This is a genomic window from Aeoliella mucimassa (genome assembly GCF_007748035.1).
In the GTDB taxonomy this organism is placed as follows: domain Bacteria; phylum Planctomycetota; class Planctomycetia; order Pirellulales; family Lacipirellulaceae; genus Aeoliella; species Aeoliella mucimassa.
Genome location: NZ_CP036278.1, coordinates 4,365,980 through 4,391,772 on the forward strand (window position 1 = coordinate 4,365,980; position 25,793 = coordinate 4,391,772).

At 58.2% G+C, this 25,793-nt stretch carries 20 protein-coding genes; 8 read left to right on the plus strand and 12 right to left on the minus strand.

The features are described from left to right. Nucleotides 1-260: 260 nt before the first annotated feature. Together Pan181_RS17010 and Pan181_RS17015 are read right to left on the minus strand one after the other, a co-directional pair. The gene (locus Pan181_RS17010) at nt 261-836 is read right to left on the minus strand and encodes a hypothetical protein (RefSeq protein WP_145248450.1); all 576 of its coding nucleotides are present in this window, start codon (nt 834-836) and stop codon (nt 261-263) included. Between the two features lie 424 nt (nt 837-1,260). Next, nucleotides 1,261-2,190 (minus strand): TIM barrel protein, encoded by a 930-nt coding sequence (locus tag Pan181_RS17015; protein WP_145248451.1) that lies wholly within the window; start codon nt 2,188-2,190, stop codon nt 1,261-1,263. A gap of 194 nt (nt 2,191-2,384) precedes the next feature. Here Pan181_RS17015 and icd point away from each other — a divergent pair, with 194 nt between their 5' ends. Then, entirely contained in the window at nt 2,385-3,629 is a 1,245-nt protein-coding gene (gene icd, locus Pan181_RS17020) for an NADP-dependent isocitrate dehydrogenase (RefSeq protein ID WP_145248454.1), read from the plus strand. A gap of 395 nt (nt 3,630-4,024) precedes the next feature. Here icd and Pan181_RS17025 read toward each other — a convergent pair whose 3' ends face one another. Together Pan181_RS17025 and Pan181_RS17030 are read right to left on the minus strand one after the other, a co-directional pair. Further along, the gene (locus Pan181_RS17025; RefSeq protein ID WP_145248456.1) at nt 4,025-4,780 is read right to left on the minus strand and encodes a hypothetical protein; all 756 of its coding nucleotides are present in this window, start codon (nt 4,778-4,780) and stop codon (nt 4,025-4,027) included. 248 nt (nt 4,781-5,028) lie between these two features. Further along, entirely contained in the window at nt 5,029-5,871 is an 843-nt protein-coding gene (locus Pan181_RS17030) for a PTS sugar transporter subunit IIA (RefSeq protein WP_145248457.1), read from the minus strand. Between the two features lie 86 nt (nt 5,872-5,957). On the opposite strand from Pan181_RS17030, the gene Pan181_RS17035 reads away from it, so the two are divergent. Beyond that, nucleotides 5,958-6,899, plus strand: coding sequence for an IS5 family transposase (locus Pan181_RS17035; RefSeq protein ID WP_145244898.1), 942 nt, complete (start codon nt 5,958-5,960; stop codon nt 6,897-6,899). Here the strand turns inward: Pan181_RS17035 and Pan181_RS17040 are convergent. Both Pan181_RS17040 and Pan181_RS17045 read right to left on the minus strand, forming a co-directional pair. After that, nucleotides 6,862-7,827, minus strand: a complete 966-nt coding sequence (locus Pan181_RS17040) for a cation:proton antiporter (RefSeq protein WP_145248459.1) — start codon at nt 7,825-7,827, stop codon at nt 6,862-6,864. The genes Pan181_RS17035 and Pan181_RS17040 overlap by 38 nt on opposite strands. A gap of 66 nt (nt 7,828-7,893) precedes the next feature. Next, complete coding sequence (locus Pan181_RS17045; protein WP_145248461.1) at nt 7,894-8,931, minus strand: Gfo/Idh/MocA family protein; 1,038 nt, start codon at nt 8,929-8,931, stop codon at nt 7,894-7,896. Nucleotides 8,932-8,952: 21 nt separating this feature from the next. Here Pan181_RS17045 and Pan181_RS17050 point away from each other — a divergent pair, with 21 nt between their 5' ends. The 3 genes from Pan181_RS17050 (at nt 8,953) to Pan181_RS17060 (ending at nt 12,464) form a co-directional block, all read left to right on the plus strand. Continuing rightward, nucleotides 8,953-9,417 carry a helix-turn-helix domain-containing protein gene (locus tag Pan181_RS17050; protein WP_145244956.1) on the plus strand — a complete coding sequence of 155 codons (465 nt, stop codon included), beginning with the start codon at nt 8,953-8,955 and terminating at the stop codon, nt 9,415-9,417. After that, nucleotides 9,405-10,052 (plus strand): IS630 family transposase, encoded by a 648-nt coding sequence (locus Pan181_RS17055; RefSeq protein ID WP_145244957.1) that lies wholly within the window; start codon nt 9,405-9,407, stop codon nt 10,050-10,052. The genes Pan181_RS17050 and Pan181_RS17055 overlap by 13 nt, the downstream gene beginning before the upstream one ends. 243 nt (nt 10,053-10,295) lie before the next feature. After that, the gene (locus Pan181_RS17060; RefSeq protein ID WP_145248463.1) at nt 10,296-12,464 is read left to right on the plus strand and encodes a matrixin family metalloprotease; all 2,169 of its coding nucleotides are present in this window, start codon (nt 10,296-10,298) and stop codon (nt 12,462-12,464) included. On the opposite strand, the gene Pan181_RS17065 is transcribed toward Pan181_RS17060, so the two are convergent. Next, nucleotides 12,436-13,962: a sulfatase family protein gene (locus Pan181_RS17065; protein WP_231943626.1), complete on the minus strand. Its 1,527-nt coding sequence runs from the start codon at nt 13,960-13,962 to the stop codon at nt 12,436-12,438. The genes Pan181_RS17060 and Pan181_RS17065 overlap by 29 nt on opposite strands. A gap of 189 nt (nt 13,963-14,151) precedes the next feature. On the opposite strand from Pan181_RS17065, the gene Pan181_RS17070 reads away from it, so the two are divergent. Beyond that, nucleotides 14,152-15,714, plus strand: a complete 1,563-nt coding sequence (locus Pan181_RS17070) for a DUF1593 domain-containing protein (RefSeq protein WP_197528445.1) — start codon at nt 14,152-14,154, stop codon at nt 15,712-15,714. Here Pan181_RS17070 and Pan181_RS17075 read toward each other — a convergent pair. Further along, entirely contained in the window at nt 15,652-18,147 is a 2,496-nt protein-coding gene (locus tag Pan181_RS17075) for a LamG-like jellyroll fold domain-containing protein (protein ID WP_197528446.1), read from the minus strand. The two genes, Pan181_RS17070 and Pan181_RS17075, sit on opposite strands and share 63 nt — an antisense overlap. A gap of 609 nt (nt 18,148-18,756) precedes the next feature. Between Pan181_RS17075 and Pan181_RS17080 the strand changes: the two genes are divergently transcribed. Further along, on the plus strand, nt 18,757-19,200 hold the full coding sequence (locus Pan181_RS17080) for a GNAT family N-acetyltransferase (RefSeq protein ID WP_197528447.1): 444 nt from the start codon (nt 18,757-18,759) through the stop codon (nt 19,198-19,200). 32 nt (nt 19,201-19,232) lie between these two features. Here the strand turns inward: Pan181_RS17080 and Pan181_RS17085 are convergent, their stop codons facing one another. From Pan181_RS17085 to Pan181_RS17100, 4 genes are all read right to left on the minus strand, one after another. Beyond that, nucleotides 19,233-20,003 carry an SGNH/GDSL hydrolase family protein gene (locus Pan181_RS17085; protein ID WP_145248467.1) on the minus strand — a complete coding sequence of 257 codons (771 nt, stop codon included), beginning with the start codon at nt 20,001-20,003 and terminating at the stop codon, nt 19,233-19,235. Between the two features lie 78 nt (nt 20,004-20,081). Then, complete coding sequence (locus Pan181_RS17090) at nt 20,082-20,846, minus strand: hypothetical protein (RefSeq protein WP_145248469.1); 765 nt, start codon at nt 20,844-20,846, stop codon at nt 20,082-20,084. After that, nucleotides 20,777-21,826: a hypothetical protein gene (locus tag Pan181_RS17095; protein ID WP_145248470.1), complete on the minus strand. Its 1,050-nt coding sequence runs from the start codon at nt 21,824-21,826 to the stop codon at nt 20,777-20,779. The genes Pan181_RS17090 and Pan181_RS17095 overlap by 70 nt, the downstream gene beginning before the upstream one ends. Beyond that, complete coding sequence (locus Pan181_RS17100; RefSeq protein ID WP_145248472.1) at nt 21,823-22,347, minus strand: sigma-70 family RNA polymerase sigma factor; 525 nt, start codon at nt 22,345-22,347, stop codon at nt 21,823-21,825. Before Pan181_RS17100 ends, Pan181_RS17095 begins: the two co-directional genes overlap by 4 nt. 715 nt (nt 22,348-23,062) lie before the next feature. Between Pan181_RS17100 and Pan181_RS17105 the strand changes: the two genes are divergently transcribed. Further along, on the plus strand, nt 23,063-25,753 hold the full coding sequence (locus tag Pan181_RS17105; RefSeq protein ID WP_197528448.1) for a PEP-CTERM sorting domain-containing protein: 2,691 nt from the start codon (nt 23,063-23,065) through the stop codon (nt 25,751-25,753). Nucleotides 25,754-25,793 lie beyond the last annotated feature (40 nt).

Below are 25,793 nucleotides of genomic sequence, written 5' to 3' on the forward strand. Positions count from 1 at the left end.
TTGTGGCCCCAGACGGAAGTCGCTTCTGATGCGCCGCAGCGCGATCGAGCGCTGGCTCTTTGGCAACCGACAATAACCACAAGCTGCTAGCTGCAGAACGCTAGCATTGCAGGCGTGAAACACCTGGCGAAGAGAGCTGCCAGACAACCGCTAGCAGTGACAGCAACAAAACACCCCAGAACCGGCGAGCCGCTCGCCCTCAGCACCCCCTCCCCGCCGAGGCGGGTGAGGGGCGGAGGAGACGAAGGCTATCAATCGGTTTACCAGTTGGTCTTCAGCGGGTTGGCCGGACCGGTGCTGGTGAAGGGACTGTTCGGAGCAGGGTTGCTGCTCGGCGTGGGGGTATGTCCCTGATGGGTGTAGCCCAAACCGTTGCTCGTGGGAGTCGGCTGCGGTTGTGGCAACGGCTGAGGAGCCGAAGTAGCACGACGGCGAGCCGGAGCGGTCTTCTCGGCGGGGATCATTTCTTGATCGACCACCTGAAGCAGCTTCGAGATGCAGAGCTTGTTCATGCTGGTCCGCAGATCATGAGCTTCGGTCCGCAGGTACTCGTGCATGCTCTTCGGCAGACGCACGGTAATGACGCGAGTTTGCTCGGTTTCGCCATCGCCCGAGTTCTTCTTTTCGCGAAGCTTGACCAGGATTCGCTGAATCGCGGCGTACTGCTCACTCTTTTCAAATTCGGTCAGTTCATCAAACGTGGGAAACGCTTTGCGGATCAAACCATCGATGCCAACTACTTCGCGAAAGAACGAAACCCAATCGAGATCTCGCTCGGCGAGCGAGCGGGCGGCGGTGAGGACTTGGTCGTAGCGCTGTTGTTTTTCAGTTGTCATGGCACTTGTCTCCTTCCGTAGTGCTGTGGGTAACACGGTTGCGGCCGATGTTCGGCTCGCCTGTTGGGGGCATCATCGAGTGCTGTCAAGTCAATGCTTGCATCTCGTTGCTATTATTGGACTTACGACGATCGGGGCGGCCTGCCTATCCTCAGGCAGGCCCTGCTCAATCGCCAGGCACGGCCGGTTGCACAAAAACCATGCAGCCAACACTGTCCCATCAACAAAGTGTCCAGCTGTCGTTGATAGCAGGTAAGTACAAGTTTTCTGCTAGCAAAACAAGGCCGATATTGGATTCGGAACCTTTTTTCTAAAGTTCCGACGGGTCAAACCACGGCATTAAAAAAGCCGGCCTCCGAAGAGGCCGGCCATGGTCAGAAGTGATAGAGCCTTACCGGCTCGGCTGCCGATTTGGCAGGGAGTGCTAGCTAAGCTCCTCGCGAACGCGGAGCAGCAGGTCGCGAGTCAGGCGGATGCCTTCCTTCTCGTCCTCTGGCTTGCCACCTTCCCACTCGATACCGACGTAGCCGTGGTAGTCGGCTGCTAGCACGATCTTCATCATGCGGAAGTAGTCGGTCTTGGTCTCGTTGCCTTCGGCGTCGAACTCGTGGCTCTTGGCACTCACACTCTTGGCGAATGGCATCAACTCCTCGACCCCCTTATAGCGGTCGTAGTCGTGGAAGTTGCCGAAGTCGGGCAGCGTGCCGACGTTCGGACGGCCAACTTGCTCCATCACCGCTTTCAGCCACTGGCCGTCGGACGACAGACCGCCATGGTTCTCGACGAGTACGTTCAGACCATGCTGATCGGCGAACTCACCAAGTCGCGAGAGCCCGTCGGCCGCCCGGTCCCGCTGCTCGGTGCGGGAACCACTAGATTGCGCATTCACGCGAATCGAATGGCAACCCAGGAATTTGGCCGCTTCGACCCAGCGATAGTGGTTCTCGACCGCTTCGGTCCGCTTGGCGTCGTCGGCGTCACCCAGGGCACCTTCGCCGTCGCACATGATGAGTACGCTGCGAATTTCGAGGTCGTCGCAGCGTTTTTTCAGCTCCGTGAGGTAGTCCTTATCCTTGGCTTTGTCCTTGAAGAACTGGTTGACGTACTCCACGCCCTCGATGTCGAACTCTTTGGCGACCGCGGGGAAGTCGAGATTGGTCATTTCGCCCTTGAAAAGCAGCTTATGGAGCGACCATTCGGCCAGCGACAGGCGGAACAGCGGCTCGACGGTTTTTTCCGCCTTTTCCTCGGCCGAAACCAACCGCGGCAGGCCCAAAGCACCAACAGCCAGGGCGCCGGCACCAACGGCGGAGGTTTTGAGGAAATGACGACGGGGGATCGAAGGCGTAGACATCACAGAGTCCTTACAGAAAGGGTGAATATGTTTCGCGGGCAGATTCTCTAATTCTGACCTGCGGGCGGCGGGGACGCAACTTACCTGCCTAACTAGGCCTCAATTCGGTTTTCGCCCATTGACCGCCCCCTCGGAGGTGCCGAGAATCGGCTGTTTGCGAGAAATCACTTAAAACGAATCGAGGACTACTTATCATGAGCCAAGCGACTGGTTCCGCCATTACGATGCAAGAGGGCAAGTTGAACGTGCCCAACAACCCTGTCATCCCCTTTATCGAGGGCGACGGAACAGGCCCCGACATCTGGGCTTCCAGCGTACGCGTGCTGGATGCCGCGGTCGAAAAGGCCTACGGCGGCGAGCGGAAGATCGCCTGGCTCGAAGTCCTGGCAGGCGAGAAGGCGTTCAACACCACCGGCAACTGGCTGCCCGACGAAACTCTGGATGCCTTCCGCACCTACCTGGTCGGCATCAAAGGCCCGCTGACCACTCCGGTCGGCGGCGGCATCCGCTCGCTGAACGTCGCGCTGCGTCAGATCCTCGACCTCTATACCTGCCTGCGCCCGGTTCGCTGGTTCGAGGGTGTCCCCTCGCCGGTTAAGCGTCCCGACCTCACCGACATGGTGATCTTCCGTGAGAACACCGAAGACATCTACGCCGGCATCGAGTTCGAGCACGGTACCGAGGACTGCGCCAAGTTCAAGTCGATGCTCGCCGAAACGTTCCCCGATCGCTTCAAGAAGATCCGCTTCCCCGAGACCGCCAGCATCGGCATCAAGCCGGTTTCGAAGGAAGGCACCTGGCGACTGGTGAAGGCAGCCATCCAATACGCGATCGACAACGGCCGCGATTCGGTGACCCTGGTGCACAAAGGCAACATCATGAAGTTCACCGAAGGTGGCTTCCGCGATTGGGGCTACGAGTGTGCCAAGGAAGAGTTCGGCGCGACCGAACTCGATGGCGGCCCCTGGTGCACCTTCAAGTCGCCCAAGGATGGCAGCACGATCACCGTGAAAGACGTGATTGCCGACGCCATGCTGCAACAAATCCTCACCCGTCCCGCCGAGTACAGCGTGATCGCCACGCTGAACCTCAACGGCGACTACATCAGCGACGCCTTGGCCGCCTGCGTCGGCGGCATCGGCATCGCGCCGGGTGGTAACATCAACTACGACACGGGCCACGCCATCTTCGAGGCCACCCACGGCACCGCGCCGAAGTACGCCGGCAAAGACCAGGTGAACCCAGGCAGCGTGATCCTGTCGGGCGAGATGATGCTCCGCCACCTCGGCTGGAATGAAGCAGCCGACCTGATCATCACCGGCATGAACGGTGCCATCGGCGCGAAGACCGTCACCTACGACTTCGAACGCCTGATGGAAGGGGCCAAGCTGCTGAAGTGCAGCGAGTTCGGCACCGCGATCATCGAGCACATGGGTTAGTACTGGCCCATCGGCTTTGAACTTCATGGGCCTCCAAACACGGCCGTGTTTGGAGGCCCATGTTATTTCCACGCATCTAGTTCCAGAAGCTTCGGAAAGTCACTTGATCCAGGCACCTTTCTGTCCGCACGCTTGGCACTCAAAGGCCATGCTTCCTTCGTTTGTCTTGCTGTTGGTCACCAACTTTCCGCATTGGGGACACTTTCCTAGCGCAGAGTCACCCCAAGACCAGACGACTCTCTTGCCTGACACATGAGCCAGCAATCGCCTCGCGCTCTCAATGCACCGTCGCCGTAGCGGTGCCACCCATTTCGCAAGCGATCGCCGGAAGTGAAACAACACCAGCGGAACCACAACGATCAGGATGATTCCGATAGCCGATCGGATTTCGTGATTCATGACTGCAGTGCTGGTTGATATTCGCAATCTTTGGTTTCCAAGATGTAACGGATACCTCGCTTGAGGGCCCCTTTTACATCGGGTCGAAGGTGTACCATCCAGTCGGGAGATGCATCTTTCCGCGCAAGGGTATAAAGCGCCATCGCATAGCCATACATATCCATACTCAAGTATCCACGTCGCCCCATCGACCACCCTGAATAATGGCCTTGCCTCCAAATCGCTTCGTGCACGACCGAATTGGCCTGGAAGATGCCAAGCCCTAAATAAACGGTAAGCAAATCGGTAAGCGGCTCGTGATCTTCCTCCTCGGGAGAGATTCTGTTCTGCCCCAACAACAGCACGTGGCCCACTTCGTGCGACAGTGTTCCCACGACGCTTGCGGGGTCTGCGAGCGAGTTAATCTCAAGCCAGATATCAAACTTCCCCTCTTCCGACTGCACATACAGCCCTGCTGTCCCGCTATGAACCATGCCTTCGAAATGCGGCTTAGTGTCGTCATAGAACCCAAGCTTCAAACAACCAGGTTCCACATCCATGTAGGATGCCACCAAGCACATCAGGTGGCGAATACCTTCCTCCGTACACTCGTACTTTAACGGCAGAAACTCTTCAGTCGGTATGACGATGGGTGCATCCAGCAATCGATTGATCCCGAACTGATCGGTAAGCCATGAAAACCGGTGCTCTATCCAACGCTTCGAGGCCTCATCGACGGGGCAACTCGGCTTCGACCTGAACCAACTCAGCATTTCAGTCCTCTATAGCTGGCCATGTAAATCAATGATAAACTGACATTCCCGAGTCAGCAGCTCGAGTATATCACGATTCCTTTTGCACCGACAATGTTGTGACCCGATAGCGACAAGCTCGATGACATGGGTGCAAAGTACTATGAGTTCGATCAGGTCGCCGATAACGCATAGAGTTCGCAAAGCAACACGGAGCTTACGATGGCAACCCTATCGTTTCTCCGTGACCTCCGTGATTTCTTCGTTAATCAAGAGTGCCGCTCGATGAGGTTGTCGAGAAAGTAGTTGATGTCCTCCGCCATGTCGGCGTGGAGCACGTCGTAGGCGAACGCGGCGCTGCGGGCGTGGTAGAGTTGCTCGCGGAGGTTAATGTCGCGGGTAATCGCCCTGGCAAATGCGGAGAGTACTTCGAGATGCCGCTTGCGGTCGGTCTCCGGCGTGGCCAGCAGCAAGATGGCGTGCACCGGGTGACCGTCGGGGGCGCCGAGGTCGAGCCCCTTGGAACTGATGCCGAGAATGCCGGTGATTTCTTCACCATCCTCCAGAATGGCATGCGGTACCATCAACCCTTGCGACAGACATGTAGTCGCTAGTTGCTCGCGTTCAAATACCTTTTGCACGAACTCGTCCTGCGAAATAGCCGGACGGTCTTTCGTGGTGTAAAGATGCGCGGCCAGCGTGCGAATGACATCTTCTTTTGTGTTGCCGATCACATCGACCGCAATATGGTGTTCGTCGAGAAAATCGAGCAACCGCGGCAAGTCCTTGCCCGCTTCTCCTGCCTGGAACAGGGCGAGTCGCGTACCGCTCGGTCCCAACAGTTGATTAATCGCCAGCGCGGCCAGACCAACCGTGGTAACGATCTGGGCCGAGTCGGTCAGATGCGGATCGTTCTGCACCAGCAGAATTAAACCAACCGCCACTCCGCCATGCGGTACCAGCGCCAGGCCGAGGTTGTTGCGGACTTTAGTGGGTACCTCGACCAACGACATGGCTCCAAACGCTCCCACGTATTTGCCGATGAATCGCGCGACGAAGTACAACAGCACCAAACCCACCGCGTGCAATACCAGCGAGAAATCAAGGTTCATGCCAGGCCTTGTTGAACAATTAGTCACAAACCTCCGTAAAAACTAACGTGGAATGGAACCACGTACCTTTTTTACGGAGATCGAACATGGCTACGAAAGAAAAACGAACCTACAAAGTCACGAACTGGAAGGAGTATAACAAGTCGCTCATCGAGCGTGGAAACATCACTATTTGGTTTAGCGACGAGGCGTTGGAGAACTGGGAACATCCTAACGACCAGACAAAAGTCGGTCGCCCTTTTGTCTTCAGCGATACGGCGATCGAGTGCTTGCTGACGATTCGCGAACTGCTGAAACTTCCCTATCGGCAGACTGAGGGATTCGGCCGCTCGCTGGTGGCGATGTTGGGCGTCGAGGCAGCGATTCCCAATTATTCTTCGCTCGCCAAGCGAGCCAGCAAGCTGAATGTTTCGCTCGATATCGCTAACAAGAGGGGCGACATCGATATCGTGGTGGATAGCACCGGCATGAAAGTGTTTGGCGAGGGCGAATGGAAGATGCGGACGCATGGCAAGTCGAAGCGGCGGACATGGCGGAAGCTGCATTTGTCGGTGAATCCTGACACCCGCGAGATTGTGGCGGAGATTTTGACCGAGAACAGTTGCCACGATGCCGATGCGGTTCCCGAAATGCTGGAGCAGGTGGAGCAGCCCGTAAAAAAGTTTCACGGCGACGGTAGTTACGACAAGTGGAAGGTTTATGAAGGGCTGGAATCCGAAGGCATTGAGCCGGTGATTCCGCCGCAGCACAACGCCAAGATCAAACAACATGGCAACTCTGCGGAGGAGCCTTTGCCCCGGGACGAGGCAATTCGTCAGATTCGACGCAAGGGGCGTAGGAGTTGGAAAGAGGAAGTGGGCTATCATCGTAGAAGCTTGGCGGAAACGACCATGTACCGAGTGAAACAAAGCTTTGGGAGCCATCTCAAAAACCGAGTATTCGAAAACCAACAAACGGAAGCCCGCTTGCGCTGTAAAATCATCAATCAATTCACCCAACTCGGGCTTCCACAGTTCGAGTGGAGTTAGTCAACAAGGCCTTCATGCCAGCAAAAGTATAGAACGCAGCAAACAGCACCCCGCCGATGGAGTGCAGGTAGGCTTCGACCGAGCGGACTACGTCGTGCTTTAGATTGGTAACCGCGATGCCAGCAAACGTACAAGCCAGGATGCCCGAGACTCCGAACCCAGTCGCCCCGCCCCAACTGGCGAGGATCAAAGCGACCATCGTAGGGCCGAGAAACGCTGGGCTGACGACGAACCGGGCGAACACCAGGGCGATCACCGCGCTCAGCGAGCCAACGATAAAGGCCATGCCGAACTCAACCCCGACGGTGGCGAACGCGGTGTGCCAATTGCTGTGCCACATCTCGCCGCCAGTGCCACCTTCAGCCAGGTAAGATGCCACAAATGCATAAGCGCCGACAGCGACCATATCGATTAACGCCACGGAAGCGACGAGCGTGCGGGTGAGGATGCCTCGCGAGCGGGCCTCTTCGACCACCAGCATCGTGGTGCCAGGTGCACCGGCGATCGCCACGGCCGCCAGCAACCAGCTCGCGCGAATGGTCATTCGCTCGGGATCGATCCAGTGCCCGACGAAATACATGAGCAGCACGACCACGGCCGGGGGGACCAGCGCCTGCCCAACGAGCAGAAAGCTGAGCCGTTTGGCCGAATTGCGCAGGCTGGCAAAGTGCAACGCGGCCCCCACCGTAAAGGCGATGTACCCGAGCACAAAACTCATGTAAGGGGCAAAGTTACTGACCGTGCCTTCGGCGAGTCCCGTGAATGCCTGATGCTGCGTGGCTGTCGCCCGCAGTACGATGCCAGTGACAATCCACCCAGTAACCTTTGGCAACTTCAGGAAGCCAAATAGTTCGCCCCCTAGGATGCCAGCGATCAGCACAATCGCAAGCTGCAGGAGGATATCGTCAGGCGTAAACGGGATCATCATGAGGCAATGGCTGCGGTTCTCAAGCGACACTTGGCAGCGTCGGAAAAGGCACGTGGTTTACGACGATTATAGTCGAACCGTCTTGCCGGTGGCGAGACTCTTCGATTGGGCGTAGCACATCTCCACCGCGTCGAGCGCGAGCTGTGCCCCCAGTGAATCGCTCGATTCGTCCTTGGTGAACGCCCGAGTCACTTCTTTCAGTTCCGCGGCAAAGGCATTCATCGGATCGCCATCGGCCATTTTCGGCGTTTTGACTTTGCCCGACTTGTCGAGCAGAGTCGGGGCACACAGGTATTTGCCTTCGCCACCGGTCACGGCGAACTCAAACAGCAGAGTCGCTTCCTCGAGATGGATCTCAAACCCGTGATCAAACGCCCTGCCCTGCTGGTCGATGGTACCGCTAGTCGCCTCGACCGTTGCGCCCGACTCGAAGGTGAACTGCGAGTGCCAGAACTTCGGCAGCTCGTTGTGCATCCTTCCCGCGGTAGTCACTCCCGCAGGTCGACCGAACACCAGTCGAATGAAGTGGGCGTCGTGAATATGCAGGTCGAGCATCGGCCCGCCTACCTTGTCAGCGTTCCAGTATTGAGTGAGCCAGGTCGGCTCCGAGATCACCCGGCGGAACGCTCCCCCGAGCACCTTGCCGTACTTGCCACTGTGAATTTGCTTGAGGGCCCACGAGTATTCAGGAAAGAACGGAAGCACGTGCCCGATCAGCAGTTGCCGGCCATACTTCTCGGCCGCCCGCACCATCTTGCGACCGTCGGCGGTAGTCATCGCAATCGGCTTCTCGCAGAACACATGCTTACCCGCCTTGAGGGCGTTGATCGTTGCATCGGCGTGCATGAACGGCGGCAGCGTGATGTCGACCGCATCGATGTCGGCCTCGGCGATCATCTCTTCGACGCCCGCATAGGTTTCGATGCCGGAGAGGTCCATCTTTTCGCCGGGAGGGCCAAAATTGCCCTGGATGCCCCGCCAATCGCCGGCGCGGCGTTCGGGCTCGGGGGTCGCGATGGCGGCCACTTTCACCCCACGCAGCTTGGCGTAGTTCAAATAGTGAACCATGCCCATGAACCCTAGTACGTCTTTCCTGAAATCCATTCCGCTGCTATATGCTGCGGAATGAAAAAGCACATTGTTTGCCTGGACCACCAGGCCCGTGGAGGTTTGGAGCAGCTAGCACGCTCAGGCGCCCGCGCGGCGCAAGTGGTGCGTCGCTGCCAGATATTATTGAAATCGGACTCGGGATGCACCGACGAAGAGATCGCCGAGCATGTGGGCTGCACGACGCGCAACGTCCGAGCCGTCCGAAAGCGGTTCTGCGAAGAGGGCGTCCAGCGGGCGGTGTACGATGCGCCTCGCTCGGGCCGCCCCCCAGAGTTCACCAAGCGGCAGCAGCAACAGGTAATCGCCCTGGCGTGCAGCGAGCCGCCCGAGGGACGGGCTCGCTGGACGCTGGAATTGTTGTGCGAGCACGCGGTGAAGGAAGGCTTCGTCGATTCGCTCAGCGTGACGGAGGTCTCGCTGTGGCTCAAGGAACACGACCTGAAGCCGTGGCGAAAAAAACTTGGTGCGTGCCCAAGCTGAACGACGAGTTCTGTGAGCGGATGGAGGACGTCCTCGAGCAGTACGAGAAGCCGCTCGACCCGAACGAGCCGGTCGTCTGCCTCGACGAGCAGCCCTATCAGAGGGTCGACGACGCGCGGCCGCCCGAGCCCGCGGCACCCGGCAAGATCGCGAAGCAGGACTACGAGTACCGCCGCTGCGGAACCTGCAGCGTGTTCGTGGCGGTCGAGCCGAAGGCGGGCAAGCGATTCGTTCAGGCCAAGCGTCACCGCAAGCGAGCCGACTTCGCCCGGTTCGTCCGCGACCTCTTGAAGCGCTATCCCGACGCAGAGCGGGTTCATCTGGTGATGGACAACCTCAACACGCACAACGAGAAGTCGTTGATCGAAACCTTTGGCGAGGAGGCGGCTCGGCCAATGCTGGAGCGGATTGTGTGGCATTTTACCCCCAAGCATGCCAGTTGGCTCAACATGGCCGAGATCGAAATCTCGGCCATACAGCGACAATGCCTGGGACGTCGGTTGGCTTCGCTCGACAAGGTTCAAAGCGAACTCTCCCACTGTTCACGCGACCGCAATCGGAAGAAAATCAAAATCAATTGGACCTTCCATCGAAAAGACGCCAAACGCGTCTTCCCTGAACTCTATAGGAAATGACTTCCGGGACGACGTACTAGTCCGGCGATTCCAATACGTAACATGAGATTGCGCTTTCTCGCTGAATGTCGATAACCAGGCAAAGCCTACACCATGGTGGCTGCTGTAATACAGGAACGCCTAGTATAAGGAACCTCGCGCCGTTTTGGAGATGCCAATGCGGGGAGAAGCCGATAAGAAGACAAGAACCGATACATTATGAGAACTTTCGATTAAAATAGTGATTTCCCGCCCACCTGTGCCATGCCCCTGCGAAGTGCTTTGCGAACGCTTGCCAGCCAACTTTTGATCGTGACTTGCCTGCTGGCCGGATTTCAGCTTGCGGCCGAGGGAGCGAATTTTCGTGACGCCGACCGCTGGTACCAGACTTACACCGACGGATCGGGCCTGGAGCAAGGCGACCCGACTACTTTGCGATGGAGCATCGTGAGCGACGGAGTCGGCGTCGAAAGTAGCACCAGCAATCTGATTGGGTACCTCGATTCGCTCTACGGCGCGGGGCCCGGCGGGGCGGACCTGACTACCCGACCTTGGTTTGCGACCATTGAGGATCAATTCAATAATATCGCCGCGAAGACCGGGCTGAGCTTCGAGTACGTCTCGGACGATGGCTCGGGCTGGAACCTCGCAGCAGCGACCGCCAGCCGAGGCGACATTCGCCTCGCGGGATACGACCTGACCGCACCTGGACAACTCGGCCTCGCGCAGCTGCCGACCCAAGGGGGCGACATTCTGCTCGACACGGCCAATAGCTCGTTTGCGAACGAATCGACCCTGGCCACGGTGTTTCAGCACGAGCTTGGCCACGCTCTTGGTTTGCTGCATGTTTCGGTTACCGGTCATAGTGTGTTGATGAATACCTCGAATCTGCCCCCTGCTGGCCCGCAGTTCGACGACCTGTACGCCCTCACCCGTTTGTATGGCGATGCGTACGAGTCGCCAGCGGGAAACGACGACTTGGCTACTGCGACTCAACTTGGACTGCTGAGCACGACTACTCCGATTGCGATCGGTACGTCGTCCGACGATCAAACCGTCGCCCGCGACGAAGTCGATTTCGCTTCGATCGATGGGGCGGCCGATGTCGACTACTACCAGTTCGACTTGGCGGCTCCCGCCGATCTTACTCTCGCGATCACTCCACAAGGTCCTTCCTATAGCTACACCTCCGAGGGTTCCGCGGCCGAATCGATCGTGGCCAGTGAACTGAGCGACTTGCGATTCGAGATCATCGACGTCAATTCCGGCGCACCGCTGGTATCGCTCAATCTTGCTGGCATTGGCCAGAGCGAGTCGCTGGCTCACTTCACGCTGCCGACCGCAGGAAGCTACGCGGTGAAAGTCGCCGGCACGCAAGATGCCAACCAGTTTTATCGCTTGGATCTTTCGGCAACCGAGTCGACTCCTCCGTCGCCCTATCTGTTGTTTCACGATCGCTTCGACGGCACGACCGCGGGACTGAACTCCAACCTGCAACTCACTGATCGGCAAGGCACCGGTTGGCTCGACTCTCCTTATTTGTCCTCCGCAGCGAATGATTCGGAGCTCACCAGCGTCGAAGTCTCGGATGGCACACTGAGCATGACCGTTGTTCAAGGCGACGAGTCGACTGCCGCGCAGGTTGCCCCCTATCGCAACTTTGCCCCGCAGCTCGATGGCGAGCGGTGGTTGCTGTCGTTCGACTTGTCGCTTACTTCCAGCACCGCGCCCGATCAGGCAGCGTTTCAGTTTATGATCGACGACCAATGGCCCATCGGCGAACCGATGTCGGACGATCCCGAGATCAGTTTCCGACTCACCGCCGATGGCAGCTACCGGTTGGTCGAGAACGGCGGCAACGGTGGCGGCGAGGCCATTCGCACGGGCTCCGTGGATTCCGATGTTTATCACCTCCAGTTTCTTGTGGACGAAACGGTCTTCACTACTCGCATCTCGGTTGCGATCAATGGCACGAACGTCTTGGTTCGAGAGACCATGCGGATCAGCGATACCGAACATTATTTTGGTTTCGACACTCGCTTGCTCAGCGGACTCGCCGAGGGAGAGTGGGTGCAATCGACGATCGATAACTTCTCCATTGTTCAACTTACCGACGTCATTGCCGGCGACTACAACCTCGATGGCGTCGTTGATCTCGGCGACTACACCCTCTGGCGCGACCAGCTGGGTGGGCGGGTGCTGGCGGGTACCTCAGCCGATGGCAATGGCAACGGGACGATCGACTCCGGCGACTACGACGTCTGGAAGGCCAACTTCGGCCAACACATCAACCAGCACGCCAACTCGCTGACCGCGAGCGTACCGGAACCTGCGTCGCTGCTGACGATGTTGGTCGTTGTCAGCCTGCTTGTCGGCTGGCGAGTGGGTCTATGTTCACAGTCTGTTATTGAGCGGCGTCCCCCTGTTGCTTGATTCGCTCGAGCAGCGACTGCATTTGCTCCACCCGCTCGGCGTTCTCACTCGCTACGTCGGTTTGCTCCTGCGGGTCGCTGGCCAGATCGTACAACGCTCCAGGCGGAGTCACTTTCACCCGATTCCAGGGGCCGAGCTTATCGGTCACTCGCCCAGGCGTCACGTACTTCCACTGGCCTTGTCGCAACGATAGTCCGTTGGCCTCTTCCGCCAGATACGTTCGTCCGCTGGAATCTTCGCCGAGCAGTGCGGGAAGCTGATCGAGCGAGTCTACCAACGTTCCCTCTTCGACCGAAGCGCCTGCGAGCGAAGCGAGCGAGTGCGCCCAGTCGATTTGTCCCACCAACGCGTCGCTGGTGGTGTTGGCCGGGATGCGGGCGGGCCATCTGACGATGGTCGGCACTCGGGTGCCACCTTCGAACTTCGAGTACTTGCCGGCCCGCCAGTCGGCGGCCGGGCGATGGTCGCCAAGCAGTTCGTTCGCCTGATCGGCGTAGCCATCGTCGAGCACGGGACCATTGTCCGACGAGAAAATCACCAGCGTGTTCTCCTCAAGACCGTGCTGCTTGAGCGTCTTCATCACCTCGCCCACGCACCAATCGAGTTGGGCCATCGCATCGCCCCGCGGCCCATGCCCGGTGGTTCCGGCAAAACGGGAGTGCGGCACCCGCGGCACGTGGATGTCGTGCGAGGCGAAGTACAGGAAGAAGGGCTTCTCTTTGTTCCTCTCAATGAACTTGACCGCCTGCGAAGTGATGACGTCGGCCATGTCTTCATCGACCCAGCGAGCTTGCTCACCGCCGGTCATGTAGCCGATTCTCGAGATGCCATTTACAATCGTGCGATCGTGCCCGTGCGTGACTTGCATCTTTAGCAAGTCGGGCCGCTCCTTGCCAATGGGTGCGTCGCCGATGCGTTTGCCATAGCTCACTTCAATCGGATCGGCCGGGGCAAGATCGACCACGCGACCCTGCTCTACGTAGACACAAGGCACCCGGTCGCCAGTGGCCGGAATCAAAAAGTGATAGTCGAAACCAATCGACTCCGGTCCCGGCGTGATTTTGCCGTTCCAGTCAATCGGTCCATCGCCGAGTCCCAGGTGCCATTTGCCGACCACGCCGGTGGTGTAGCCGGCCGACTTCAGTCGCTCGGGCAGCGTGGCTGATTTTGGCTGAATAATCAGGTTCGCGTTGCCCGGCTGGATGCCGGTACGTTTGCCACGAAACGCGTAGCTACCAGTAAGCAGCGCGTATCGCGAAGGGGTGCAAGTGGCTGCCGAGCAATGGGCGTCGGTATGACGCAAACCTTCGGCGGCAAGCTGATCGAGATTCGGAGTTGCAATCGACCCACCGTAGCAAGCGACATCGCCATAGCCGACGTCGTCGCCGTAGATGAGCACGATGTTCGGCGGATCGGCTGCCGGTGCCTGGCACGCCATCGCGAACAGCAGGGAGACAGCCGTCAGCAGCATCACGGAAAGGGATCGATCGTTGCGCATGGTATTTGTCGTCTAAATCAGGGAAAGGAAATAGCGATTCGGATTATAGCACCGGTTCAACCGGAAGGAAAAAATCGTCGCTTTACATTCGAAGCCACCGCACGCGGGTCCCTTCGATCGGCTACACTTGAGAACAGACGATCGGTTTACCGCTCCAGTCTCACAGCAACTTCTCCCACCACTCCTCTCATGCATGGCATTCAGGTGTTTACACTTTCGGCACTCACGCGCTGCAAATGGCTGTTGATTGCGATGGTTCTCTGGCTGACACTGGGCAGCGTCGTCTGCTTGGCGGAAGAATCGTCGACTTCGTCGAAGCATCCCGACTCCTCGAGGCCGCGAGTGATCGTGACCACCGATGGCGAAGTGGACGACCGCTGTTCGATGGTTCGATTCCTGCTCACCAGCAATGAGTTCGACGTGGAAGGTCTGGTGAACAGCAGCTCGCAGTTCCATTGGCAAGGCGGAACAGGCTGGAGTGCTTTTCATCGCCCGGAGTGGATTAAGGAGTACATCGGACTCTACCGCCAGGTCTACCCGCAACTGCGACAGCACGATGCCAACTACCCCGCGCCCGACGCATTGCTGCGGTGCTGGAAGATCGGCAACATCGGCCCCGACGGTGAATACGAACAGCGAACCGAGGGAGCCGAGTGGATCGCCAACGTGTTGCTCGATGATAGCGACGACCGACCGATTTGGCTGCAGGCCTGGGGTGGCACGAACACCATCGCCCGCGCACTGCGCATCGTCGAGGAGGAACACCCCGAACGGATGCGCGAGGTGGCCGCGAAGACTCGGCTGTTTCTGATTTGGGAACAAGACAATACCTATCAAGATTACATCCGCCCTCATTGGGAAAAGTACCAGATGATCACGATCATCTCCGACCAGTTCGACTGCATGGCGTACATCTGGCCGAAGGTGCTTCCCGCTGAAACGCAGCGTTACTTCGACGCCGACTGGATGGGCGAGCATATCCTGCAGCAGCATGGACCGCTCTGTGCAGCGTACGAGCATGAGAACGGAGCCTTTCGCTCCGAGGGCGATACGCCTGCGTTTCTGCACGCGATACCAACGGGGCTACGGAGTACCACTTCGCCCGACTGGGGTGGTTGGGGTGGGCGGTTCGAGTTGGTGCGGAATCAAGTGTGGATGGATCCTCCTCCCCGCGACGACTGGCTACACCCCACGGGTCGCTGGGGCTACAAGAATAGTTGGTCGAAGCGACTCGAAAATGCTTCGTCGCCCGAAGACGTGCAGATTCGCACCGAGTACTTCCGCCCGATGTGGCGGTGGTTGCCTCAGGTGCAGAACGACTTTGCCGCCCGGGCTGACTGGTGCGTGAACGGTTACGATTCGGCAAATCATCCCCCTCAGGTTGTATTGAAAAATGGTTCATTGAATTTTTCGGCAACGCCTGGCGCGGTGCTGTCGCTCGATGCTTCGAGCAGCCGCGATCCGGATGGCGATGGTCTAAGTTTTCACTGGTGGCACTACTGGCAAGCCGGGCAGTTTGCCGGCGAGCCTTTGCCGGAGTCGCACGCGACAACTTGCCAGGTGACGATTCCGAAGACCGCCAAGCCTGGCGATCGGTTTCATATGATTTGCGAAGTGACCGACTCCGGCACTCCTCCGCTCACGCGATACCAGCGAGTGGTGATTCGCGTACCGAGCGATAACGACTCGTCACCTAATAGAACCTCTGCCGAGTCGCCGGCCGAAGCTGGCAGCGACGACGAGGGCGAGTAACGCGCAAGAGACCGATGCCGGTTCGGGCACGGCCGCGAGGGCGTCGATGCGCACCCCGCCGGACGACACGGTGCGCCCGAAATTCGCTTTCCAGATGGAGTAATCGGCCGCGTCGACGGCGCCATCGCCATTCGCGTCGCCGGGCGAGTAGAGAGCTTGGCCGGTGAGGCCCAGGTGGTCGCGCCAGAGCGTGTAGTCGGCCAGGTTCACGATGCCATCGTTGTTGAAGTCGCCGCTGTTGGTCGGCAGCAGCGCGGCGATTTGCTCCGGAGTTAACGCGTAATCGTAGATCTGAAAATCAGCCAGCGATCCGCTAAATAAGGGATCGCTGGCCCACTGGCTATCGCCGATCAGGTTGATCGTGGGATTAATGTCGGTAGGGTCGAGCAAAATCTGCCCTGCGACTTGTGGCTGTCCGTTGATGTAGAGAATGCCGGTGTTGCCGCCGAGCGTGATGGCCAGGTGCACCCACTCGCCGATTGGTAGCGCGTCGGTCGCCAGTATCTGCTCACCGCCGTTGCTGCTGTCGGTAATCGCAAAACGCATGGTACCATCCGGCGCTTGCGGCGTGAGGAACATGTAGCTGTTGGTATCGTTGCCGAAATCGAAGATCCGCTGCCAGTCGCCGCCGCCGTTCCACTTTACCCAAGTGGCGATCGTCAGGTCCTCGCTACTGGCGATACCGCTCGGCAACTGCAGGTAGTCGTCGGCTCCATCAAGCACGATCGCCTGATTCGCCCGGCCGATGGGTCCCGTGGTGTACGTGGGGCTGCCATGCGTGGTCGCGTGATTCGAACCGACTGAGTCGTTGGCATTGCCACGCAGCAAGTATTGGGCGGTTGGTCCGTCGGTTGGGTTAGCGAGCACAAACTGCCACTGCTGATTCAGGCCGCCGTTGAATTGCCATTGAATGATGTTGGTGCTCCCCAAATCGGCGTCGAGGTACATATGGCTATTCGCATTGCGAAGATAGAACGAGCCGTTGCCGGCCTCGTCGACGTACCACTGCTGACCAGAGTGATCGGCCGTGCCCCATTGGATGACGTCGCCGCCGTTGCCGAGCGATCGCCCGGCGACTTCGGCCGTGCGGCCGCTATTCGCGTTATACAAATGGTAGTAACCATTGCGGGTGCGGGTGATTCGCCAGAGTTGATTCAGTCCTCCATCGTCGGAGGCCGAACGGATTTGGGCTCCGTCGTTGGTTCCGCCATCGACGACTTCCATCACGGAGCCATCGAGCGCGTTGACGATCTTCCAACGATACCCGTCGAGCGCGGGCACGCCGGAGTCGTCGAAATCGATATCCGCGTACGCCCCTTCGCTCGACCAGGAGCCATCGTTGGCGAAATCGTTGTCGGTATCCGACACCACATGATCGGTATTGGTTTGCAGCATGTATTCACGAACGCGGATGCCATTGAAATAAACGTCCTGATCGGTGCTGACGAACCGATACACACTCGGACTGCCGGTGTAGTCGCGTTCGAGCCCACCGGCAAACGCATATAGCTCGCCATCGGGGGCGCGATACACCGCGCCGGCCGACTGATTACCGAAATCCTCAGCGTAGCCGAGCCGGTCGCCATCGGAAGCCTGGATCAGCGTGCCGCGGCCGCGGAGCACGTCGGCCCAAACCATGCCCATGGTCATGCCGCGTTCGGCGCCGGCGAGTATCTCGCCCATGCTATGCAGCTCGGGATTCATGAACGGATTGCCGGTGTTCTCGACGTGGTCGATGAAGTTGGTCCAGCTCGTAAGCGAGCCGGCCAGCAGGTGCGACGAGCCAGCGGTGGCTTCTGGCACCTGGTCGTACCACCATTGGGCGTTGTCGCTATTCAGCGTGCTGGGGGCCATGAAGTACGTGTCGTCGAACGCAGGGTACGTCTTTAGCTCGGCGATGATACTGTTGAGGTCCGCGGGATTCGCTTGCGTGAAGTTGAAATCGGGCTCGTTGAACGGCTCGACCGCGTACAACGGCGACGAAGTAAAATTCGGCCGACTGTTGATGTACTCCTGGGTTGCCTTAATCACACGGGCGTAGTTGGTGACGTTGATGCCGGAGCCCGAGACGTAGCTCGGATCGATCGAGTCGGGGTCGCTGCCGCCGATGCCGAGCGTGTAGGGCACGTTGATCCCAAGCTGTTGCGCCAGCTCGAGATGCTGATTCACCTTGGCCTTGGCGGCCGCATTGAGTTCGTAGTTGCCGCTGCCGAGATCCACCAGCGGCTCGTCGACGTAGACCAGCATGCGCACGATATCGACGTTGCTCCGCCCAATATTCTCAATGCTTTGCCGCACGTTGTCGTAATTCGGCCAGGCGGTATCGACTCCCCAGGTGCCGACCGATTTCGACTCCCCCACCGCGGTGGGGCTGAACTCGATGGTGTTAATGGCCATCGCGGTCGCCTGCCAGCCAGCAAATACCAACAGCAACGAGCAAACGTGCAGCCGCGCAGCGAGAACGCTTCGAAATAGGGTCGGAAACCGAGCAGGCACTCTGCGGATCTCGCTATTCATTCGGGATTGTGGACTTCGACGCGCTGGATTTGTGTGAACGGACCACCAGCAGCCATTGGCTGACCGCGGGCACATGGATCTCATTTTAATTTAGTTACATCAACCTAACTCGAATGCGAATCGGGCACCCAAATTGCCAGTCGTCCGACACCATGCGACAATTGGCTCGTCGAAACGAGGATCGGCAGTGTTGGAAATGCCCCCAAATCCGGGAAACGCAATCGTGGGGGCAATTCTTACATCGACCGTGCATTCTGTAAACACTTATCTCCCTTCGGTTTGCAGTGACTCGAATCGACGTAAGTCCTTTTCAATTGCCCCCACCCTGGGGGCACCTTTTGTGCTTTTGCAATCAAATTCATCGGATATCTAACTCCTGCCACTCAGGTGTCATCTGTACACCACTATTAGAGCAGCATTGGTGGCCAATTACCACAAGAAAGTCGGCACTTTGCTGGGTGGCTGCCGATAATTAACAGGGCAGGCGGCAGGTCGCCTTTTACTCCCTTAGCACGCGAGCAGACGATGGTCACCCTCGAAGCAGTCACCCGCGACAACTGGTACGCTTGCAGCCAGCTGCAATTGCGCGACTCGCAACAAGGCAACGTTGCCAGCAATGCGTTTACGATCGCCGAGTCGAAGTTTGAGTCGCACTATCACTTGCGGGCGATATATGCCGATGGCACGTTGACCGGCCTGCTCGCTTACTGCCATGAAGACGATCCGCTCGACTACGAGCTGTACTGGATCTTCCGGCTGATGATCGACAAGCAGCATCAGCGAAAAGGAATCGGACGGGAGGCCATGAAGCTGGCGATCGCCGAGATCGAGTCGCTCGGCGCAAAGCGGGTGCGAACCATGCACAAGCCGACGAACACCGCCGCGGCAGCGCTGTACCAAACACTGGGCTTCCACAACATCGGCTTCCACGACGATGGCGACGTGCTGCTCGAGCGATCGCTTGCCTGAGCATAACACCTGGCAATCTGGAGCCGAGGTTTCTATTCAGAAACCGCGTTGTCGTCTTTCAAGGCCACGCGAATCGTCTCGCTAGCTTGCTCGCTGAGCAGCTTGTAGGCGGGGCCATTCCAGTGAAAGCTATCGCCGCGGGCGTGTTCGAGCTTGTCGGCTAACAGACCATAGAAGTCGCTGACCGGCACGTGCATTTCGTCCATTACTTCCGCGGCCATGCGATTGTGCTCGACAATCACCGGATTGATTTCCGGCTCGAGTTGCTCGGGGTTGCCTTTCACCGTAACTGGTGTGCTGCTCGCCCAAATCAATTTAGCGTCTGGCTGCTTCGCCTGGATGACTTCGACCATCGCCTGCGTGAGCGGCTTGAACGTGCCCGGCTTAATCCGTCCCCGTTGCCAGCCATGCAGGCCGACGTTGAAATGGACCACGTCGTAAGTCTCGTCTTCGAGCACCTTACTCAGCTCCTTATTGTATTCCTCCGACTGGTAGTAGGGATTGATCCATACGTCGACCACGGCTTCGCCTTCGAGCTGTTTGACCACCTGGCCACGGTAGCCGTTGAGAATCGAGTCGCCGATCAGCAGCACGCGGGGGAGCTGAGCATCGCTGGTTTCCTGGCGTTGGTACCCCCAGGCGGAACCATCGGAGTGCAATCGCTTGTCCGATTCCGCGGGAGCTTTCGCTGGCGACTCGGACTGGACCTGCTCGTTCGCGCTCGGCTCGTCGGCATTCACTACAGCAGTACTGCATACTGCGAGAACCAGCAGGCAGACCAGCAACGTTTGTAAGCGTTTCATGGCGATATCGGGTTAGTGAGGACCGGCGGAAATTCTGCTGCCAGCAGCAATAGTCGTCTCAGGAGCGTTGAGAGCGAATCACTCGACGGAGGCTGCCAACTCCAAGCGGGCCCCAGAGAACACCGCGTGGTCGAAGTTGGCCCCGTCGTAATCGGTGGTGACCAGTGTCAAGTATCGAGCGTGAGGGGGAATCGGAACGTCGAAAGCAACAAACCTGCCATCGGCTCTTAGGCTAGAGGCGAGTTCCTCCATCTCGGTATCGACGGAGAACACTCCGTTGCGTTTGCTGAGGAATACTTCCGTTCCATTCACATAAGCCGACAAGGCCCGCTCTTCGGTGCTGACGATGACCAACAGATTCGCGCAGGCTTTGTCCTTGTAATACGATGGCTGTGCTATATCAGCATCGTTAATACCTGCTCGCTCCACGACGAAGCGCATGGCGATGCCAGGCAATCGGCCGGCGGTGCGAAGCTCATCGAGATCGAAGGTGAGCAATTCGTTGGGACTCATCCCGATGCCATCTTCCAACTTGCTGGTGAAATTCTCCTGGGTAAATTTCTCGCCCGTTGTACGAATCGGAACCGATGAGATGGAGCGGTAGGTATCGTTGGCTGGCAACCCGAGCACTGCTGCTCCGCCGCCACCGACGTTCAGGAAGTTAAACAGCACGCCATCTTCGGCCAGTCGGACATCGACATCGAGCCCCCCGTCGTGCACCGCGGCGACGCCGAGATCGGTGATCTCCGCGGCCGCCTGAAACGTATCGGACTCTACCGCGTCGTGGAGCGAAGAGGCGATGCTGTCGTCAAACAGATTACCCAGCGGTATCGAATGCTCCATAAATGATCGCTGGTTATCCGAGGGAATGTGGAGCGGAAAATCGCGAACGTCGGCGACCTTGCCCTCGCGCAGCACCCCTTCTTCATCGAACCACAGATCTCGCCCGGCAGGATGTCGCGGCGGAGCCCCTTGCTGGTGACGTACCGCGCGACCGGCGTGCTCAGCGGGCTGGCGCCCAGAGCGTGCACGGCCACTTTGCCCTCGGCAGCGTGGTCGCTGGCGTGCACGCCAAACTCGCCGGCACTCAGCTGTACCCGGCCGGAGTTCGTTTCGATGTGGAACGGAGCAGTCTCTGAAGGGACCACCACCGATAGCTTGCCGACGAAGAGTTTGCCCCCCTGCTCCGACCGCAACTCATACACCGCGGGCCCCTCGAGGGTGATGCCAACCCCCGATCGGTAGCTCAGCTCGAGTATGCCTTCTGCGATGCGAATCTGTTGCCCCGCCCGCAATCCGCGAGTCGGAAGCGAGTAAGGGCTCTCCGAGGGCTGCCAGACCAGATTCTTGGTATTTTGAATCCGCGCGACGACTTCTTCGTCGACTCGCCAGTTCCAGGGGAGCGGCAGAAACTTTGGCGGCATCACCACCAGCGTGGCCGCCAGGATGCCGACGCCGCATCCCAAACTCACACCGAGGGCGAGAATCGCTGCGGATACGCGATTCGCGAACCGATGGCGACTCGGCACCGGTGGTTGGCGGACGATCGGCAGTTCGGCCTGCGAATCGGCCGAGTCAGCCGAATCTTGAACGGGATGAATGCTCTCCAGAATCTTCCTCGAGCTGGCCGTCACCTGTTTGGCGGTCACCAAGTGGGCGACCAGCCGCGACTGCTTAAGGTACAGCGCCCGGGCTGCAGCATGCTGCTTTAATGCTTGCTGCAGCTGTTCGGCTTCGTCGGACGAGAGCTGCGCGTCGAAGCTTCGCTGAATGAGCGATACGATCTCGGGAGCAACCTCATTGTCGTGGGGATGCTGACTCATGATTTTTCCTCGCGTACGAGTTGCATTTCGATACAACGAGCGAGATTCGAGCGAATTCGCTTGAGCGAATTGCAGACACTCGACTGAGTGCGATCGAGCAACTCGGAAATCTGCCGAGTGCCGAGTCCTAATTCATAGCGACACTCTACCAATTTGGCATCGGTCGGCGTCAGCTTGTGCAAGCACTGCGAAAGTGCGTTGAATTCCGACTCTACGTAATCGTTCGATAGCTCGGCCGCATCCTCGCCGAGTTGGGTCATCAGTTCGTCGTCGAAATAAATCGCGCTGCGTCGTTGATAGGTCAGGAATCGCAACGCTTCGTATTTGGCAATGGTGACCGTCCACCGAAAAAAATCGGTCGAGGTATCGAACTGGTCAAACTTCTGCCAAGCAGTAATCGCTGTCTGCTGCACAATATCCCGGGCGTCGGCTTGGCTACGAACTAGTCCAAACACGTATCCGAACAGCCGGAGTTGGTGCTTGCTGAAAAGCTCGGCGAAAACGTCGTGTTTTGATGCCATGAGAAGCTATAACGGTCTTGCCGGAATAGGAAGAGAAAGCCGCCAGTCTACCGCCTACACTGGCCGAAAGCTTGTTACTCCCACACCTATATACCCAAGGCTCGAGTGGCAATTCACTGCGAAACCGAGAAAACAAGCATAATTTTTAAACGGAAACCACCACCTGCTTCGCTAGTGAGGTTCCTCTATTCTCAGGGTTTCGATAAAATTACCAATCCAAGGGTGAAAAAAGTGTCACATCAGTGGTAACCTAATGAGACGAGTCATGTCGGGCAGCTGAACAGGCGGCTTTTCGATGTGCGTGAACGGATAGCTTGGTATTTGTTTCGCTTTTCCTAGGCTGAACGCCTAACGACGCACTTTGCAGCGACTTTTCCTAGATTTCTGATTTAGCCATACGTCGGAGTCTGCTTTTCCATTACTTAGCCGCTGGCTTCATCGACGAGACCCAATGGTTGGTATGCGAAGCACACTTTACTTCGACAGGCTGCGAACTTCGTAGAACTTATCCTTGTTCAGCCACAGCGGGGGCTTTGGCGGTTTTCACTTTGAAACATCTTTCAAAGACAGCGTCATGTCCTGGCGTAGGTACAACGCACCTGCGCTGCGGGCGGTTTGTGAGTGTAACCATCTGAAACTCAACCGGCCCACTGCTGGTGGCAGTCGTTGTGTTTCAGGGCATTTCCTAACTTCTCTTTTGATGGGACGAAATCTAATGCGCTTCAGACATTTCACTTGGGCGGTCTTGTGCGTGTCGTTTACTTGGGTTCTTAGTTCTTCAGCTTTTGCGGTGATCATTGCTCAGGACGACTTCAGTGCGACCGACTCAGGAACCGGTTGGGCGGCTGGTAACGCTTGGGAAACCCTCGACCTGGCCAATGAAAACGCCACGTCGATCAATCAAGTGGGCAGTTTCCGCGATCTGTCTTCGATGGTCGATGTCTCGAATCAGGTGACGTATGTCCGGTTCGACTTCCAGCGTCTCGCCGGCGGTGGGGCTACCTGGGGAGGAGTCGCGCTCTTCACTGGTCCGGAAGGCAATACTGGAGACGAGATCTTCTTTGTCGGCTCGCCTGGTTCGATGTCCGACTATGGAGTGGCCACCAAGTTCTACGGTGACTTCAGCAGCCAGATCCCCGTCGACACCGACGTGCACACCATTATCGCCGGGGTCGACACGACGACCGGAGCCAGCGGCACCGTGACGTACAAACTCTGGGTCGACCAATTTGCACTTAATTCCCCGAATGCAACGTTCACCGCTGAAGATCCAGAGTGGCCCGCGTTGCTGCCGGTCAGTACGGTTCGGCTGATGTCGAGTGATGTCGCCCACGACGTGTTCGACAATCTGACGCTTGCTACCGAATCGACCGACGTAGAGTTGCTCGACCTTGCCAAGGCGACCCTTACGATCGACCGCTCCACCGGATCGGTAGCACTAAGCAGCGCAGCACCCATCGGCAATGTGCTGGGTTACTCGCTGATTTCTAACGCAGCAGCACTCAACTCCACTAGTTGGACCACCGTTGCTGGCAACTACGACGCGAGCCCCGGAGACGGCTCGCTCGATGCCGACGATACCTGGAGCGTAACGAGCCCCGCTGGCAGTGCAACCGAACTGAGCGAAATGGTATCGAGCGCCACGCCTGGCGATGGAGGCACCCTGACCACCACCGCCATCGACCTTGGCTCGCCCTGGATTCGGACTCCGGTCGAAGATGTGACCGCGATGCTGATGGTCGAGTCGAATGGCCAAGCAGTGCCTGTAAGAGTCGAAGTGGAGTACACCGGTGAGATACTACTGGGCGACCTCGACAGCGACAGCGACATCGACGTCGACGATTGGCTCCAGTTCAAATCGGGACAAACGCTGGTGAACAACCAACTGTCGGGAGTTGCCGCTTATCAACTCGGCGACCTGAATGGCGACTACGACCATACGCTCGAAGATTACATGGCCTTCCGAACCGCTTACGATACCGCCAATGGGGCAGGAGCATTCGCCAGCATGGTTTCCGGAGTGCCTGAGCCTTCGACACTGGTAATGCTAGTGGGTGGGCTGGCGGGCTGCTTCTTCGCCCGTCGCCGGTGGGCGCTGCCTGGCTGTCTGATCGCAGTTGGCGTGATGCTCGGTCTGGCAAGACCCGCCGAAGCGGTCATTTACGCTCAGGACGACTTCAGCGCGTCCGACTCCGGCTCCGGCTGGGCGGCCGGCGACTCGTGGGAGAATCTGGGAGATGGCATCGCCAGCACCGCCATCAACGACGCGGCATTCCGCGCATTGGCTTCACCAGTCACCGCTTACGAGGAGGAAGCCATCTACCTGGCTTTCGATTTCCGACTCGATGTAAAGGGGTCGTGGGGCGGGGTATCGTTCTTCGATGAGCCCGCCGGAGGCAACGAGGCAATCTTCGTCGGCGATCCTGGTAGCGATGCCAATTACGGGGCAGATCTGCATCCCGGAAACTTGGATAGTGGACTGCCAGCCGATAATGACTGGCACCGCATGATCCTCGGCATCACCTTCAACACGCCCGAAGGGTTCGACACCTACGATCTGTGGGTCGACAATTACAACTATTCCGCTCCCAACGCGACCACGACTCTGTCGATCAATGACAGCCCGATTATCAATGCTTGGCAATCCGTCCGTATCCAATCGAATACGAACGAGCAATTGAGTGTCGACAATCTCATCTTTGCCAACCAGGACGAGATCGAAGCGATCTTTGCCGTTCCCCAGACAATCGCCGCGATCGTTGACAAAAGCACCGGCGAAGTGATGCTGCAAAACAACACCAGTGCTGCCATTCCGCTGAGTGGTTACTCGTTGAAAAGCAACAGTGGATCACTCGCTTCCGCGGTTGCCGAAGGCGACTACAACGACGATGGCGAAGTGAATCTGGCCGACTACACCATTTGGCGCGACAACCTCGGCGCAACCGAAGTCACCTTGCCCAACGACCCGAACGGCGGCACCATCGGCACCGCTCAGTACGATACCTGGAAAAGCAATTTTGGTCAGATGGCCGAGAGCCCCTGGAATAGCATCGCCGACCAGAGTCTAGCCGGATTCCCGGTGGGCGATGGTTCGGGCAACGGCTGGGAAGAGGGCGACCTACTCGACCCGAATGAGTTGCGTGAGTATTACCTGCTCGGCGAATCGATGCTAGCCGCTGGCCAAGCCATCTCGCTGGGCAACATCTACACCGGTGGTGTCGATGGTACCGAAGACCTGGTCATCAGCTATGCGTCCGGTGAAGAACTGATCCAGGGTTATGTGCTCTACAACCAAGCGGCGGGCAGTCTGGTTGCTTCGAACCAGTCGGTACCAGAACCCTCGACGCTGATCATGCTTTCCATGGTTGGTGTCCTGGCGATCGGAGCTCGCCAAGTTCGTCATTGACGGGAGGTTTACCTCCTGCTTGGTGGTCGCACAGGACCAT